15 protein-coding genes (1 of these 15 cut by a window edge) are annotated in these 15,903 nt (G+C 66.6%); 7 read left to right on the top strand and 8 right to left on the bottom strand.

What is annotated here, in order from left to right:
• Positions 1–49 precede the first annotated feature (49 nt).
• The gene (locus LDN95_RS16070) at positions 50–769 is read left to right on the top strand and encodes a TIGR02186 family protein (protein ID WP_226018672.1); all 720 of its coding nucleotides are present in this window, start codon (positions 50–52) and stop codon (positions 767–769) included.
• Positions 770–884: 115 nt separating this feature from the next.
• Positions 885–2,624, top strand: coding sequence for an ATP-binding protein (locus LDN95_RS16065; protein WP_226018601.1), 1,740 nt, complete (start codon positions 885–887; stop codon positions 2,622–2,624).
• Here LDN95_RS16065 and LDN95_RS16060 read toward each other — a convergent pair.
• From LDN95_RS16060 to LDN95_RS16050, 3 genes are read right to left on the bottom strand one after another with little or no spacing between them, the layout of a single operon-like run.
• Positions 2,621–4,078: an MATE family efflux transporter gene (locus LDN95_RS16060; RefSeq protein ID WP_226018600.1), complete on the bottom strand. Its 1,458-nt coding sequence runs from the start codon at positions 4,076–4,078 to the stop codon at positions 2,621–2,623. The genes LDN95_RS16065 and LDN95_RS16060 overlap by 4 nt on opposite strands.
• Positions 4,079–4,086: 8 nt before the next feature.
• Entirely contained in the window at positions 4,087–4,719 is a 633-nt protein-coding gene (locus tag LDN95_RS16055; RefSeq protein WP_226018599.1) for a DUF177 domain-containing protein, read from the bottom strand.
• Positions 4,716–5,231, bottom strand: a complete 516-nt coding sequence (locus LDN95_RS16050) for a ubiquinol-cytochrome C chaperone family protein (protein WP_226018598.1) — start codon at positions 5,229–5,231, stop codon at positions 4,716–4,718. The genes LDN95_RS16055 and LDN95_RS16050 overlap by 4 nt, the downstream gene beginning before the upstream one ends.
• Positions 5,232–5,446: 215 nt before the next feature.
• On the opposite strand from LDN95_RS16050, the gene LDN95_RS16045 reads away from it, so the two are divergent.
• The 5 genes from LDN95_RS16045 (at position 5,447) to LDN95_RS16025 (ending at position 9,552) form a co-directional block, all read left to right on the top strand.
• Entirely contained in the window at positions 5,447–5,953 is a 507-nt protein-coding gene (locus LDN95_RS16045; protein ID WP_226018597.1) for an outer membrane protein assembly factor BamE, read from the top strand.
• Between the two features lie 52 nt (positions 5,954–6,005).
• The gene (gene hslV, locus LDN95_RS16040; protein ID WP_305082587.1) at positions 6,006–6,575 is read left to right on the top strand and encodes an ATP-dependent protease subunit HslV; all 570 of its coding nucleotides are present in this window, start codon (positions 6,006–6,008) and stop codon (positions 6,573–6,575) included.
• A gap of 4 nt (positions 6,576–6,579) precedes the next feature.
• Positions 6,580–7,884 carry an ATP-dependent protease ATPase subunit HslU gene (gene hslU, locus LDN95_RS16035; RefSeq protein WP_226018596.1) on the top strand — a complete coding sequence of 435 codons (1,305 nt, stop codon included), beginning with the start codon at positions 6,580–6,582 and terminating at the stop codon, positions 7,882–7,884.
• A gap of 627 nt (positions 7,885–8,511) precedes the next feature.
• Entirely contained in the window at positions 8,512–9,264 is a 753-nt protein-coding gene (locus LDN95_RS16030) for a hypothetical protein (RefSeq protein WP_226018595.1), read from the top strand.
• A gap of 84 nt (positions 9,265–9,348) precedes the next feature.
• On the top strand, positions 9,349–9,552 hold the full coding sequence (locus tag LDN95_RS16025) for a DUF1737 domain-containing protein (RefSeq protein WP_226018594.1): 204 nt from the start codon (positions 9,349–9,351) through the stop codon (positions 9,550–9,552).
• 4 nt (positions 9,553–9,556) lie between these two features.
• Here the strand turns inward: LDN95_RS16025 and LDN95_RS16020 are convergent, their stop codons facing one another.
• The 5 genes from LDN95_RS16020 to LDN95_RS16000 form a co-directional block, all read right to left on the bottom strand.
• Positions 9,557–11,377, bottom strand: a complete 1,821-nt coding sequence (locus LDN95_RS16020; RefSeq protein WP_226018593.1) for an ABC transporter ATP-binding protein/permease — start codon at positions 11,375–11,377, stop codon at positions 9,557–9,559.
• A gap of 72 nt (positions 11,378–11,449) precedes the next feature.
• A complete protein-coding gene (locus tag LDN95_RS16015) occupies positions 11,450–12,367 on the bottom strand; it encodes a retroviral-like aspartic protease family protein (RefSeq protein WP_226018592.1) in 918 nt (305 codons plus the stop codon).
• Positions 12,368–12,435: 68 nt separating this feature from the next.
• Positions 12,436–13,614 (bottom strand): glycosyltransferase family 92 protein, encoded by a 1,179-nt coding sequence (locus LDN95_RS16010; RefSeq protein WP_226018591.1) that lies wholly within the window; start codon positions 13,612–13,614, stop codon positions 12,436–12,438.
• Positions 13,611–15,128 carry an oligosaccharide flippase family protein gene (locus tag LDN95_RS16005; RefSeq protein ID WP_226018590.1) on the bottom strand — a complete coding sequence of 506 codons (1,518 nt, stop codon included), beginning with the start codon at positions 15,126–15,128 and terminating at the stop codon, positions 13,611–13,613. Before LDN95_RS16005 ends, LDN95_RS16010 begins: the two co-directional genes overlap by 4 nt.
• 11 nt (positions 15,129–15,139) lie before the next feature.
• Positions 15,140–15,903 carry the 3' portion of a glycosyltransferase gene (locus LDN95_RS16000; RefSeq protein WP_226018589.1) on the bottom strand. 247 nt of this gene lie beyond the right edge of the window, so the window shows 764 of its 1,011 coding nt (coding positions 248–1,011); its start codon lies beyond the right edge, outside the window; it ends in the stop codon at positions 15,140–15,142.

Raw genomic sequence — 15,903 nt, 5'->3', positions numbered from 1 at the left:
CTGGCTTCGCCCGGTCGCAGCGCTGCTGCTGGCGCTGTTGGCCTTGGCGATGCTGTGCGGCGCCCGCGATCCGATCCTTGTCCCCGAAATCTCGCAGCACGACGTGCAGGTCCGGCAGGGCTTCAATGGCGCCGACTTGTTGCTGTTCGGCGCTTTGTTGACACCCGAAGGCACCCGCGCGGCGCACGATTACGACATCGTGGTCGTGCTGGAAGGGCCGGTCCGCTCGGTCGTGGTCCGCGAAAAGCGCAAGGTGGCGGGCATGTGGATCAACGCCGCCAGCGCCGCTTTCGGCTCGGCGCCGGGGTTCTATGCGGTAGCGGCCAGCCGTCCTGTGCGCACCATCGTCGACGATCGGACAGCGGCGATCTACGAGCTTGGCCTCGATGCCCTGCAGCTTTCGCCCACCGGGACGATCGATCCGACGCGCCAGCAGCGCTTTGCCGCGGGACTGGTGGCGCACATGCGCCGCCAGGGCCTGTACCAGCAGGATGACGGCGGCGTGCAGATCAGTGGTCAGGTGCTGTATCAGGCGCGCATCGCGCTACCCTCCAGTGTCCCGGTCGGCGATTATACCGCCGAAACATTTGCCATCCGCGACGGCCGGGTGGTGGCATCGAAAGTGACGCGGGTGGTCGTGCACAAGGCCGGCTTCGAGCGGTTCGTGGCGTGGAATGCCCAGCACAACGGACTGCTTTACGGCATTTTCGTGGTGCTGGTGTCGGTCGGCATGGGCTGGCTGGCCGGGCGGCTGTTCGCCCTGATCTGAGCCCGCACCGCCATTCTCGAACCATCGTTCCATGGCCATTATCAGGCTTTTAACCATCGCTTGATAGCCCTGATTGCCGGGGCCGCCGGGTGCGGGTCGCGCAGGCGGGTACACGATGGACATGAGCAGCCAGGATTTCTCAAGGCCACTGAGCCCACTTGGCGGCGAGGACGGGTTCGCCTCGCCCGATGATGCTCCGGCCTTGCAGCGGGCGGCTCCCCCGCGCCCAGCCGCCGACAACGCCCTGCGTCCGCTGGGCCGGGTGATGGATGTGGCCGGTGGCGGCAGTTCGATCGCGCTCGACTTGCGCAGGCTTGAGGAATGCATGGCCGACACCGATCCATCGGTGGCGATTTCCGGGCAGGTCGGCAGCCAGATCAAGATCCGGGTCGGCAGGTCGTGGTTGCTCGCCAGCGTGCGGACGCAGCGTCATGCCCAGCAGGCCGACGGGCAGGGCGGCGTCATCGCGCAAGTCGATTTCCTTGGCGAAGGCGATGAGGAGCGCCTGACCGGAAACATCACCGGATTTCGGCGCGGCGTCACCCGTTACCCGATCCCCGGATCGCCGATCTATCCTGCCACCAGCCTTGATTTGCGGCAGATCTATGCCAGCGACGGGCGCCCCAATGTCCGCATCGGCACGGTCCACCCCACGCGCGACATCGCGGCGGGGCTTTATGTCGATCCCTTTCTGGGCAAGCATTTCGCGCTGCTCGGCTCGACCGGCACCGGCAAGTCGACCGCAGCCGCGCTGATCCTCCACCGCATCTGCAATGCGGCGCCCGAAAGCCATGTGGTCATGGTCGATCCGCACGGCGAATATCTGTCGGCGTTCCGCGACATCGGCAACCTGATCGATGTCACCAACTTGCAGATGCCGTACTGGCTGATGAACTTCGAGGAGCACTGCGAGGTGTTCCTGACGGTGCAGGGCCCCGAACGCACGATCGACGCGTCAATTCTGGCGCGTTGCCTGCTGATGGCGCGGCAGAAAAGCCGTCTGGCCGAATCGCTGGGCAAGATCACCATCGATTCGCCCGTGCCCTACATGCTGTCGGACCTCGTCACGATCCTGCAGAACGAGATGGGCAAACTCGACAAGGGCACCAATTCGATCCCCTATCAGCGCATCCGTACCAAGATCGATGAGGTCAAGAGCGACCCGCGCTATCAGTTCATGTTCTCGGGGCTGCTGGTTGGCGACACGATGGCCGAATTCATCGGCCGCATCTTCCGGCTGCCCGCGCACGGCAAGCCGATCTCGATCATCGACGTGTCGGGCGTGCCGTCCGAGATCACCTCGACCGTGGTCGCGGTGCTGTCGCGGCTGGTGTTCGATTACGCCATCTGGTCGCGCGATGAGCAGACCCGGCCGATCCTGCTCGTGTGCGAGGAAGCCCACCGCTATGTGCCCAACGAGCGCAATGCCGATGGCTCGTCGGTCGGGCGCATTCTGGGCCGCATCGCCAAGGAAGGGCGCAAATACGGCGTCTCGCTCGGCCTGATCACGCAGCGTCCGTCCGACCTTGCCGAAGGCGTGCTCAGTCAGGTCGGCACGATCATCGCGATGCGGCTGAACAACGAGCGCGATCAGGCGTTCGTCAAGGCGGCGATGCCCGAAGGCGCGCGCGGGTTCATCGATTCGATCCCGGCGCTGCGAAACCGCGAAGGGATCATCTGCGGCGAAGGCGTGGCGATCCCGATCCGGGTGACGTTCGATGACCTTGAACTGCGGCTGCGTCCGGCTTCGGCCGACCCGCTGTTTTCCGAACTGTGGACGCAGCGTGGCGGCGAAGAGCAATCGGTGCAGCGCACGGTGCAGCGCTGGCGGATGCAGAGCCGACTGGGCAGTTAGGCTGCCGTGGCGGGGGCAAGCGCGGCTTCGCGCGGGACCAGCGAAACCGCCAGCGCCTTTTCCCGCCAGCCCTTGCGGCTGTAGGCAAAGGTCGCCAGCGTCACCGCCGCCACCGAGCCGACCGGGAACGACAGCCACAGCGCGTCCGCCCCGATGTGCGGGAACAGCAGCGCGTAGAACCCAAGCCTTACCGGGTAGAGCGCGATCGCCAGCACCACCAGCGGCGCCAGCACCACGCCGCCTGCGCGCATCGTGCCGAACAGCACGATGGTGATGCCGAACAGCACGAAGCTCCAGCTTGCCAGGAACTGGATGTGCCGCGCCAGATCGACCGCCGGGCTTTGCGGGCCAAGGAAGAGTTGCAGCACCGGCCGGTCGAACAGCAGCAGCAGCACCGTCATCAGCCCGGTGATCGAAAGGTTCAGGATCAGCCCGGCGCGGGTGATCCGTCCCAGCCGTTCGGGCAGGCGCGCGCCGATCGCTTGCGCGGCCATGGCGCTGAGCGCGGCGGAGATCGCCATCGCGGGCATCTGCAGATAGCTCCACACTTGCAGGCTGGCGCCATAGGCGGCGCTGGCAGTGGCGCCCTGCCGGTTGGCAAGGCCGACCATGATGATCCCGGCCATCGAGATGATCAGCATCTGCGCTCCCATGGGCAGGCCCTTGGTGAAGATGTAACGCAGTTCGGACCGCGCCGGGATCAGGTACGACACTTCCGCACCGCGCAGCCGCAGCGGCAGGTTGCGCGCGTAGACATAGACCAGCAGCCCGGCCATCGACAGGTACGAGGCGATCGCGCTGGCCAGCGCCGATCCGGCGATGCCCATTCGCGGAAACGGCCCGATCCCGGCGATGAACAGCGGGTTGAGCGCAACGTCGAGCAGCACCGAGACGATCATGAAGCGCAGCGAGGTCTGCGCATCGCCCGCGCCGCGCAGGCCCATGCCGATCATCACCGTCAGCATCGAGGCGGGCATGGCGATGAAGATCACCCGCAGATAGGCCAGCGCCAGATCGAACACTTCGCCCGGCGTCGACATCGCGTGCAGCAGGCGTGGCGCGGACACCCAGCCAGCGCCTGCGACCAGCGCCGAAAGGCCGATGCAGAAGCCCACGGCGGTGCCGAACGTGCGCCGCGCGGCATCGACATTGCCCGCACCGAAGGCCTGTCCCACTTTGACGGTGGCGGCCATGCCGAAGCCGAACACGGCCGCAAACACCAGAAACATCACCACGTTGGCGTTGGCGGTGGCGGCCAGCGCGCTGGGCCCGAGCAAGCGCCCGACCCACACCGCATTGACCGAGCCGTTGAGCGACTGGAGAATGTTCGATGCCAGCGTCGGCGCCGAAAAGAACAGCAATGTGCGCAAGATCGGACCCTTGGTCAGATCGCGCCCGCGTGAACGGTCGTGCGGCGGCGCTGGCCGGGCGGGCTGGTCGGGCACGGTTGCCATAATGCGGGTCAATCTTTCGTCTTGAGCGCGGCAAGCGCGGCAAAGGCACCGCCGCCACCGCTTCCGTCCAGCCCGTATTCGCGGCGCGCGCGGTCGGCTTCGGGCCCTTCGGCAAACGGGTCGATCGCCAGCGCCAGCGTCTGCGCGATCGCTTCGCCCAGATCGAAGCCGGGGCCGGAATAGGGGATTTCGTCGCACGCGGTGGCGGTCAGTTCGATCTCTTCGTCGGGGGCAACCGGTGCCTCACCCGTATCGGGGACGAAGCGCAGCGCCACCGGCTCGTCGATCGCCACGGCAAAGTCCTCGCCCGAGATCGCGCAGGCCTGCACGATCGCCGCGGTCAGCCGACCGGTCACGGTCACCGCTTCGGGCTCGCGCTCAAGCCGCAGTTCGGCGCGCATCGCATCGATGCCCGAGATGCCGAAGCGCCCGGCAAGTCGGCGTCGCTCGGTCTCGTCAGGCTCAAGCACCAGCGGCGCGGCGTTGATGTAGCGCACGTCGATGATCCGCGAAAACTCGCTGGCAGAGCCGGCTGGGGCAGAGCCGGCTGGGGCAGAACCGGCGGGGGAAGACCCGGCGGAGGAAGGCCCGGCTGGGGCAGACCCGGCGGGATGGCCCCCGGCAGGCAGATCGGCGCTCATTTGCCGATGTCCGCATCGAGCACGCGGAAGCCCGGCACCAGCGCCAGCCCGGCGGCAAAGGCCCGGGCGCGGCGCGCCACCAGCAGCGGGTCGGCGCCCTCGCGCAAGGTCACGTTGCGCGTTACCGCCTCGGCCATCGCCGCCTCGCCCGATTCGAGCGCGGTGCGATAGGCGCCCAGTCGCCCGCCAAGAGTGCTCATCAATTTGCCCATGTGCTTGCTCACCACCACGTCGCCCACACCGCTTTCGCGCAACTGGCCCTCCATGTCCTCGACGAACAGTTCGGTCAGCCGCACCGACGGCGCGATCAGCGTCTCCTCGCGCTCCATGCGCAGCAGCACGATGGCCAGAATCAGCGTGATCGCGTCGAAGCGCCCGGCCAGCGTATCGGCCACGCCGCAATCGCGATACCATTCCTTTTCGCGCGCGATCTCGACCACGCGATGCCACAGCGGGCGCGCGGCGGCGCGGTCATCGGGCTTTTGTCCGAACAGGCGGGACAGCAGCGACATCGCGTGAACCTTTCATGTGTGATCCGAACAGCCAGTGCAGCCGTTCACCACCGATTAAACCGCCGGTCGGCATCGAACGCACACCCCGCCATTGCGGACTTGAGCTTTCAACCCTAAGGCTGGGGCGATATAGGGTGCCCCGCCCGGAAGGCAAACGTCCGCGCGGGCATTGATGTACGCCGCCATCCGGCCGGCACAGGAATTCGGAGTCGTGAATGCGCAAGGGTCGGTTGCCGGTTGGAATGGTCGTCCGTGGTACCGCTGCGCTTGGCCTTGCGTTGTTGGCGGGCGGTTGCGCCAGCATTCGCGATCATCGCGGCTATCTCATTGATCCGGCACTGACCGATTCGGTGCAGCCGGGCGTCGACAACCGCGTCTCGGTTGAGCGCGCGCTCGGCCAGCCGACGATCAAGAGCCAGTTCGGCAGCCCGACCGCCTATTACGTGTCGATCGACACCAAGCAGCGGCCATTCACGACCCCGCGCACCAGCGCACAAACCGTACTGCGGGTGAATTTCAACGCTGCGGGCAATGTTTCGACCGTGCAGCGGTTCGGCGCTGAAAACGTCGTGCAACTGCGTCCCGATGGCCACGCCACGCCCACGCTTGGCCGTCATCGCGGCTTCTTCGAAGACCTGTTCGGCAACATCGGCACGGTTGGCGCAGTCCCCGGTGCGACTGGTCAGGCGCCGACCGGCGGTCGTGGCCCCAACGGCAGCTAAGGCGACTTTCGCCACCGCTTGAACCCGGTCCCGGGGTTCCCATATCCGGGGCATGAACGACAGCAAGGCGAGCCACGGCCTGATCCAGTGGCACGGCACCACCATCGTCGGGGTGCGCAAGAACGGCCGTACCGTCATCGCCGGTGACGGTCAGGTCTCCATGGGCAACACCGTGATGAAGCCCAATGCGCGCAAGGTCCGCCGCCTTGGGGATGGCAAGGTCATCGCCGGGTTCGCAGGCGCCACCGCCGACGCCTTCACCCTGTTCGAACGGCTTGAGCGCAAGCTTGAACAGCATCGCGGGCAACTGCTGCGCGCGGCAGTGGAACTGGCCAAGGACTGGCGCACCGACAAGTATCTGCGCAACCTCGAAGCGCTGATGATCGTGGCCGACGCCGAAGCTTTGCTGGTGCTGACCGGCAATGGCGATGTGCTCGAACCCGAAGCTGCCGGCGAAGCGGTGATCACCGCGATCGGCTCGGGCGGGAACTATGCGCTCGCCGCTGCCCGCGCCATTTCCGACTACGAAGCCGATGCCGAAGTCATCGCCCGCAAGGCCATGGCCGTCGCCGCCGATATCTGCGTTTACACCAATGACCGCGTGACGGTCGAAAGTCTCTGAAACCATGAAAGATTCCCTGACCCCCAAGGCAATCGTCGCCGCGCTGGACGCGCACATCATCGGACAGGGCGACGCCAAGCGCGCGGTAGCCGTGGCCTTGCGCAACCGCTGGCGCCGCCAGAAGCTCAGCCCCGCCCTGCGCGACGAGGTTTCGCCGAAGAATATCCTGATGATCGGGCCGACGGGTTGCGGCAAGACCGAGATCAGCCGCCGTCTGGCCAAGCTGGCCGACGCTCCCTTCGTCAAGGTGGAAGCGACCAAGTTCACCGAGGTCGGCTATGTCGGCCGCGATGTCGAACAGATCGCCCGCGATCTGGCCGAAGAGGCGATCCGGCTGGAAAAGGACCGCCGCCGCGAGGCCGTGCGCGAAGCCGCCAGCAAGGCGGCGATGGACCGCCTGCTCAAGGCGCTGGTCGGTGACGGGGCGAGCGAGGCCACCCGCGAAAGCTTCCGCCAGCGTCTGACCGAAGGCGCGATGAACGAAGTCGAGGTCGAGATCGAGGTGGAGGATGCGCCCGCATCGCCGTCGATGGAGATCCCCGGCATGGGCGGGGGGATCGGCATGATCAACCTGTCGGACATGATGGGCAAGGCCTTTGGCCAGCGCCCGTTGAAGCGGCGCAAGCTGCGCGTGGCCGACGCCTGGGACAAGCTGGTCGACGAAGAGTCCGAAAAGCGGATGGATCAGGACGATGTCGCGCGCGTGGCGCTGCAGAACGCCGAATCCAACGGCATCGTGTTCATCGACGAGATCGACAAGATCGCGGTCAGCGACGTGCGCGGTGGATCGGTCAGCCGCGAAGGCGTGCAGCGCGACCTGCTGCCCCTGATCGAGGGGACGACCGTCGCCACCAAGTACGGGCCGATGAAGACCGACCATGTGCTGTTCATCGCCAGCGGCGCCTTCCACGTGGCCAAGCCCAGCGACATGCTGCCCGAATTGCAGGGCCGCCTGCCGATCCGGGTGGAACTGCAGGCGCTGACCGAAGAGGACTTCGTGCGCATCCTTTCGGAAACGCGCGCCAATCTGGTCGAACAGTACCGCGCCCTGCTCGGCACCGAAGGCGTCACGCTCGACTTCACGCCCGAGGCCGTGCGCGCCATCGCCCGCACCGCCGCGCAAGTGAACGAGACGGTCGAGAACATCGGCGCGCGCCGCTTGCAGACGGTCATGGAAAAGCTGCTCGAGGAAATCAGCTTCGAAGCCGAAGACCGTGTCGGCAGCACGGTGACGGTCGATGCCGCCTATGTCTCGGACAAGCTCTCGGGCCTTGCCGCGAACGCGGATCTGTCGAAGTATATCCTGTAATCCGCGCAAGGCAGCGCCGAACCCCCACCCCCAAACCCCTCCCCACCGGGGAGGGGAGCATAGCAAAAAAGCCCTTCCCCGTTCGGGGGAGGGTTGGGTGGGGGTAACCGCCCCCTCCGGACGCAAAAAAACCCGCACGCGAAAACCGCGCACGGGCCAGCACCGGCTGGCGAAACCGGGTAACGCCGGGTGTGGAGAAAAAGCGCGGACGGGTGCGGTCGGCGCAGGGGGTGTGGTTCTCGACGCGGGTGTTTGCGAATGGCGACGATGGCGCAATCGAGGAACCATCGCTGCTCGACCCTGACGGGCATGGAGGTACCGGGGCGGGCTCGCACTCTTGCCGGTTGCCTTCGGGCCAGAGGGCCCGATCCCACGACAGAAGTAAACGGTTCTGTCGTCCATGCCGCGAATGGTGGACGCCTCCGTCCGGGGAGGAACGCCGACCGCGCGCCGGGAGGCAAGGGCGAAGCGCTTACGCCCCGACTGCCCGTCACGGCGGCTATTTAACCGATATGGTTCGTTTTGTCAAGGGGGACGCCAAACTTCGCTTTTGCGCGGTGCCAGAGCGCCGCCGCCGGTGCAATCCACGCTGGATTTCGCGCGCAATCGATGCCTAAATATGCGTCGATGACCCAATGGATACCGCACGATTCCGCCTTCCGTGAGCACCATGCCGCCGATCGCGACGCCGTTGCCGTTGCCATCGCGTTGTGCTGGTTCATGCTGCTTGCGGGCTTCATCCCCGACATGTTGGGCAACTGGGTGGAAGGGCACAGCTATGTCCCGGCCGCACATGTCCACGCGGCTTCGGCCGTGGGCTGGATGACCTTGCTCAGTTGGCAGGCCTTGAAAGTGCGCGGCGGCCAATTGGCCGAGCACCGGCGCGACGGGCGCCGGATCGGGGCCGTGCTGGCGGTGCTGGTGATCGCCAGCGCGTTCGCCACGGTGTGGACCGCCGACCATGCGCGACTCGCCCGGCCCACTTTCAATCCGGCGTTCATGGCGTTTCAGCTTGGTCACCTGATCCCGTTCACGGTCCTTACCGCGATCGCGCTGGTGCGCACGGATCGGCCATCCTTGCACAAGCGGTTGCTGTTGCTGGCGGTGTTCGCGGTTCTCGACACCGGTTGGTCGCGCTGGCTGGGGCCGGACACGGTCAAGCTGGTGGGGCCGGGCTGGGCCGGCCAGATGCTGCTGCGCTATCCGGGATGCTGGGCGATGCTGGTGGCCATGGCGGCCTATGACATCGGCACCCGCCGCCGCCTTCACCCCGCCTTCGCCCCCGCCGCCGGGCTGATCGTGGCCACGCAGATCGGTTCGGCCGCGCTCTATTTCACGCCCGGCTGGGCCGTGCTTGCGCGGCACCTGCTGGCCGGCTGATCCCGCGTTCGTCTGGCGCTTGGCCGACCTGACATTGCGCTGACGGCGCTGGATCGCGGCGCGCCTTGCCGATAGACAGGCCCCATGACCCACCAGACCCCCGATGACCGCCCGATCTATCGCCTGCTCACCGGCAAGGACGACCGCGCCTTTTGCGACCGCGTGTCAGAGGCGCTGGCGCAAGGCTGGCGGCTCTACGGTTCGCCTTCGATCACGTATGACGGCGGCATGGACTGCATCAAGGTGGCGCAGGCCGTGGTGTGGCACGCGGCGGATGTGGTGAAGTAGAACGCTACTCCGCCGCCTCGCTCAATTCCTCCCCTTCCGCCGCCTGACGCGCCCACATTTCGGCGTAGAGGCCGTCGCGGCGCAGCAGGTCGGTGTGGGTGCCCTGTTCGACCAGACGGCCCTGATCGATCACCAGGATCATGTCCGAATCCGCGATGGTCGACAGGCGGTGCGCGATCGACAGCGTGGTGCGCTGGCTGGCGACGGCGCGCATCGTGTTCAGGATATCCTGTTCGGTGCGGGTGTCCAGCGCGCTGGTGGCTTCGTCGAACAGCACGATCGGCGGGTTCTTGACCAGCGTGCGGGCGATCGCCACGCGCTGCTTTTCGCCGCCCGACAGCTTGAGCCCGCGCTCGCCCACTTCGGTGTCGAGCCCGTGGGGCAGGCGTTCAAGGAACTCGGCGATGGCGGCGCCCTTGGCGGCAGCGGCGACGTCCTGCGCCGTTGCGCCTTCGCGGCCATAGGCGATGTTGTAGCCGATGGTGTCGTTGAACAGCACCGAATCCTGCGGCACGATGCCCAAGGCCGCGCGCAGGCTGGCCTGCGTCACTTTGGCGATGTCCTGTCCATCGATCAGGATGCGGCCCGCCGTGGGATCATAGAAGCGGAACAACAGCCGCGCGATGGTGCTTTTGCCCGCGCCGCTGGGTCCGACGATGGCGACGCGGCTACCGGCGGGCACTTCGAACGACAGTCCGTGCAGGATCGTGCGGTCGGGGTCGTAACCGAACACCACGTTGTCGAACGTCACCGAGGGATTGCGGACGACAAGCGCGGGTGCGCCCGGCACGTCGGCCACTTCGACCGGGGTGTCGATCAGGCGGAACATCTCGGCCATGTCGATCAGGCCCTGCCGGATGGTGCGATAGACCATGCCCAGCATGTCGAGCGGACGGAACAACTGGGTCAGATAGGTCTGCACGAACACCAGTTGCCCGGCGGTGTATTGCCCCTTCCACCAGCCCCAGACGGTATAGGCGAGGGCACCGGCCATCAGCAGATTGACCACCAGCGCCTGCGCGATGTTGAGCAGGCCGAGGCTGTTCTCGCTCTTGACCGCGGCATCGGCATAGGCGCGGGTGGCCTGTGCATAGCGCGCTTCCTCGCGCGCTTCGGCGCCGAAGTACTTGACCGTTTCGTAGTTGAGCAGCGAGTCCACCGCGCGCGACAGCGCCTGCCCATCGAGCCGGTTCATCTTTTCGCGCAAGGCGGTGCGCCATTCGGTGATCGTGCGCGTCACCCAGATATAGGCGACGACGGCCAGCCCGGTGGCCGCAACAAGTCCCCAGCCGAACGTGATCTGGAAGATGATCGCCACCACCACCAGTTGCAGCAGCGTGGGCGCGATGTTGAACAGCATGAAGTAGAGCATCGTGTCGATGCTCTTGGTTCCGCGCTCGATCACCTTGGTCACTTCGCCCGTACGGCGGGCAAGGTGGAAGCGCATGCTCAGGCGGTGCAGCCGGGCGAACACGTTTTCCGCCAGCGCGCGGGTCGCGTCCTGCCCGACGCGCTCGAACACGATGTTGCGCAAGTTGTCGAACATCACCCCGCCAAACCGGCCGAGCGTATAGGCCAGCACCGTCAGCAGCACGAACTGCAGCGCGCGCGGGCCGCTGACGTTCATCGCGTCGACCGCCCACTTCAGCGGGTAGGGCAGGGCAAGCTGCACGCCGGTCGACAACAGGATCAGCAGGCTGGCGACAACGATGCGCCAGCGCAGCGCGGGATTGTCGCGCGGCCAAAGATACGGGAGGAAGCGTTGCAGCGTGCGCCAGCCATCATGGCGGGCGCCGCGCGTGTCGGTGGCGGTGTCGGGCGGCATAGGCTGTGGAGATAGGCGTTTTACGGGCCCATACCAGCCCCCTAATCAGGCCATTTTGCGGGTTTGGGTGGCCTAGAGCACCACATCGGCGGGAAGGTCGAACAGGACACGCCGCGCGGCAAAGTCGATGGCCACGCGCTGGAACAACCGCAACTGCGTCATCCCAAGCAGCAAAGCCGGCCGTTTGACCAGCCCGAGCCGTTCGAACGGAGGAGCGTCGGCAAAGGCCAGCGCGGTGTTGTTGACCGTCAGCTGACCCAGCTTCAATTCGCGCGCCATGCCGATATCGGCGGTGATCGTCTGTCCGGTGACCGACAGCAGTTGCGTGGTTTCGACCTTGTGCCTGCGGCTCAACGCCCTTTGCAGCGCGCGATTGCCGATCGAGGTGTCGGACCCGGTATCGATGATGATGTCGGTGTGTACGCCGTCGATCAGCGCGTCGGTCATGATCAACTGGCCAGACCGGCGCCGCGCCTGCACCACGATTTCAAAGCCGCGGGTGCCGCCAAGCTCCGCCACATTGCCGATGGCCATGCGCCCGGCCTTGAAATCGAGCAAGACCCGCTGCCCCTGCAAGCTGTCGAGACCGATGATCCCGTCGGCACCAAGCCATTCTTCTTCCAGCAGCGGCGCGGTCAGGCTGTAGAAGCTGCGCTTGCCCAGATTGATCTCGTCGACCTCGACCAGATCGACTGCCTGCGTGCCCGCCACACCGATCAGCGTCCCGCGCGATGTCGGCGACAGGCCAAGCTTCACCGCCACGCTGCGCGCCAGCACGGTGCGCTCGGCTCCGGTGTCGATCAGGAAGTCGAACGGGCCCAGCTTGCCGATCCGCACCGGCACGGTCATCCGGTTGTGCATGTCGCGGTCGATACCCACGACATCGACATTGCTGGCAGGCGCTGTTTCAGCCGTTGCGGCATGTGGGGTCGCGACGACGGGCATGCTGCTGGCAAGCAGCGCGGCGGTTGCAAGTGCGGTCAGCACCATGGCATTCTCTCCCTGCCGAACAGTCTACGCCTGAATCGACGGGGCAGCCAACGGATTGTGCAGCGGCTTCAGTCGCCGCCCGAACGGGCCAGCCCCGTGCGGGCAAAGGCGGCGGCCAGCGCTTCGTCGCGCACGAAGCGGGCGGCTTCCTGGACCGGATGCGGTGCGCGGTCTTCCTTCCAGCTATCGGAAATCGGTTTCATGTGGCGGAAGGTGAATTCGCTGCTGACGGTGCGGTTGTGCGGCGCGTTGAACACGTTGTGGACCGACCAGCTATGGCGCCGGGCGTGGCGCAGCGATGGCACGATGCACCACTTGGGCGGGCAGGCCGCGCTCACCGTCCGGTCGCTCAGGACGAAGTCGGCATGGCGGCAGGTGGCGGCATCGCGCGGAGCCGTCGTCGCCGCGCTGATCCATCGGCCGGGGAACTTGATGAACCCGGCGCGGCTCGTCTCGGTCGCGGCAAAGATCGAGCGCCCCTGATCGGACAATACCAGTTCGTCGACATCGACGTTGAGCACGCTGCGCGCCTTCAGCAGGAACCGAAAGCGTGCGTGCTGCAGCGTCCCGGTCTGGCAGAAGTCCGAATCCCACGGCGCTTCCACTCCATCGACCGCTCCCGCCGCGCCGCCTTGCGGGCCATAGGGGAACGGCCATGGCACCACGATGATGGGCATGGCCGGAAAGGCCGCCCGTAGCTGCGCCTGCAGATCCTGGGCGCTATAGACGTCGGAGGCATTGTCATAGAGCAGCACCGCATCGGCGCCGTGCTCTGCGGCATAGAAGCGGATCCAGTCCTCGATCCAGCGCGGGGCATTGTTGCGCGACAGCGTCAGCAGCACCCGGCGCCCGGCAAATGCGTCCGACAGGTTGGGCTGCACGGTCAGCGTGAAAGTGCCGAGCGGGCCGTCGATGGGCAGTTGCTCGGCATTGCTGCGCAGCCAGATCTCGCCGCGCTTGTTGCGACTGACATGGCGCGCGCGGGGAAACACCGGTCGGAAAGAGCCGCGCAAGAGTGTGCTGGCGCGCAAGGGTTCGAACAAGTTGAGCAGCGGCGGCCCCTGCATCACCACGTGCCGGTCGACGCGATAGACGTCGTAGAACAAGGTCAGCCAGTCGAATCGGGCGTCATAGGTGGCGTTGCGCAGTGCTGCGGGGCGCGGCGATTCGCGCCGCCAAACGCCAGCGGGGTCAAGCGATACGCTGGACAGGACAGGTTCGGGCAAGGCCATCGCGCGAACGCTCATGCGGCGCCCAGTGGCAGGAACCGCGCAAACGGCAGCGCCCGTGCGAGCGCCAGAAGCTCATCCAGCACCGGATGGCGCACCACTGCCAGCGTCCCGAGCCAAGCCACTCCGCCCGCCACGACGCATGCTCCCAAAGCGGGCAGCCCGATCGTGGCCGGACCGGCCCAGAACGCGTACGTCAGCGCCAATGGTGCCAGCGCCGCGCCCGCGGCCAGCGCGCTGCGCAGATAGATCGCCATCAGGCTGGCAACGTCAAAGCCGACGATCCTTTGCATGAAGCGGAAATAGAGCAAGTACCAGGCCACGCCATAGATCAGGCGTGAGGCGGCAGCTCCTTCGACGCCCCAGTGGCAGCCGATGGCCAGCAGCACGATCGACAGCACCGTGTCGATGACATTGCGCACCAGCAACTGGTTCAGCTTGCCCGCGATGATCGGAAGGTCGCTGACCAGCGGCAAGGCGACCAGCATCACCTCCATCGTCGCGATCATCGACAGCAGCGGCGCCGTTTGCGCCCAGGCAGGGCCATAAAGCAACCGCACCAGTGGTTCGGCCGCCAGCGCAAGCCCGGCCATGCCCGGCCACACCACTCCCGAATACCCTGCGCAGACCCGCAGATAGGCCGGGCCCATCGGCTCGCCCCGGTCGCGGATGCGGGCAAAGGCCGGAAAGAACACGCTGCCGATCGCGCCCGAGATGAGCATGCGAAACTGGTCCGACAGGCTGACCGCACGACTGTAGAGCCCGACCGCGCCCGTGCCGAGCGCCTTGCCGACGACAAGGTCGGGGGTGCGGGTGCCCAGCGCGCCGGTCAGGTAAAGCACGCTGGTGCGCGCGCCAAAGCCCAGCAAGGTGCGCAAGCCGTCGAGCCGCAGCCGCCGGGGCAGGCTGGGGCGGAGCACTTGTGCAATGATTCCGCGCGTCGCGGCCGCGGCAACGGTGGCCCACGCCAGCGCGAGCGAGGACGAGCCCGCTGCGGCAAGGCCGACCGCGACCCCGGCCTGCGCCAGCGCGCCTCCCACGTTGACCGCAAAGTGGCCATGAAAGCGCATGGCGCGCGCCATCAGCGCCATCGGCACAACCGACAGCGGCACAAACAGATAGCTGCCGGCAATGACCAGCAGGATCGGGATCAGCCGCGGCTCGTGATAGGTCAGGGCCATCGGCACGCTGCTCGCCGCGACGATGACCGCGATCACCAGCGAAAACAGCAGCCCGACCGATCCTGCGCGCGCGATCTCGTCGGCATCGAGCCTTGGCAGCCCTGACAGATAGCGCGACAGGCCAAAGTCCTGCAGCACGGCCACGATCAGCGCCGCGGCCAGCGCGATCGAGAACAACCCCACTTCGCTGGGGCCGAGGTAAAAGCGACTGATGACGACCGACGCGGCAAACTGGATCGCGAACGAAAGGTATTGCCCGGCCATCGCCCACACCGCGGCACCGCGCACACTCATCGCGGCAGGCTCGCGGGCTTCGGATGGTTCGGTGTCGGGATGCAGCGGTGCCGCCATGATGCGTCCGTTCAGTTCGCGATGCGTGTTGCGGCAAGTGTGGCGGCAAGTCTCAGGGCCCGCGTCGGCTCTCCGAACAGGAACAGCCGGCCCACGGTTCGCCACAGCCCATCGCGGGGGCCGCCATCGCGGATATAGGCGCACAGGATATCGAACCCGTCGTCACGCAGCGCCGCTTTCGAATAAAGCAGGCCCGGCGCCACACGCGCCCGCACGGCGCGGGCCATGCCTTCACGGCCGAACAGGGCATCGAGCTGGTCGATCGGCGGCAGTGCCTCGAGCGCGGCGGTCGGATCGGGCCGTCCGGCGCGGCGTTCGGCATAGGCAAGCCGGGCAACCGCTGCGCCCACTTGCTGCAGCGTGGCGTGGCGGCTCGATACCTGCTCGCCATAATGGCGATAGCGCAGGAGACGATCGGGGATATTGGCGATTCGGGTTACCGTCGCCAGACGAAGCCAGAGGTCCAGATCCTCGCAATGGCGGAAAGCCGCACGATAACCGCCAACGCCCAGCACAAGGTCGCGCCGGAACATCACGGCCGGATGACAAAGCAGCGGCAGGGCATCCTCGATCGCCTGCAGGAACTGCTCGTGGGAAACCGGATGGTCGGGGGCGGTGACACGGTAGGGGCCGCCGTTTTCGTCGATGTCGTCGGTCCATGTGCCCACCACGCCGATGTCCTCATGCGCCAGCAGCAGCGCATGCTGGCGCGCGAATCGTTCGGGCAGGCAGATGTCGTCGGCATCCATCCGCGCCACCAGCGGCGCCCGCGCGT

It is taken from the genome of Novosphingobium sp. FKTRR1 (genome assembly GCF_020404405.1).
Classification (GTDB): Bacteria; Pseudomonadota; Alphaproteobacteria; order Sphingomonadales; family Sphingomonadaceae; genus Novosphingobium.
Note: the sequence above shows the minus strand (reverse complement) of the source record. Positions and strands in the feature narration are given on the sequence as shown.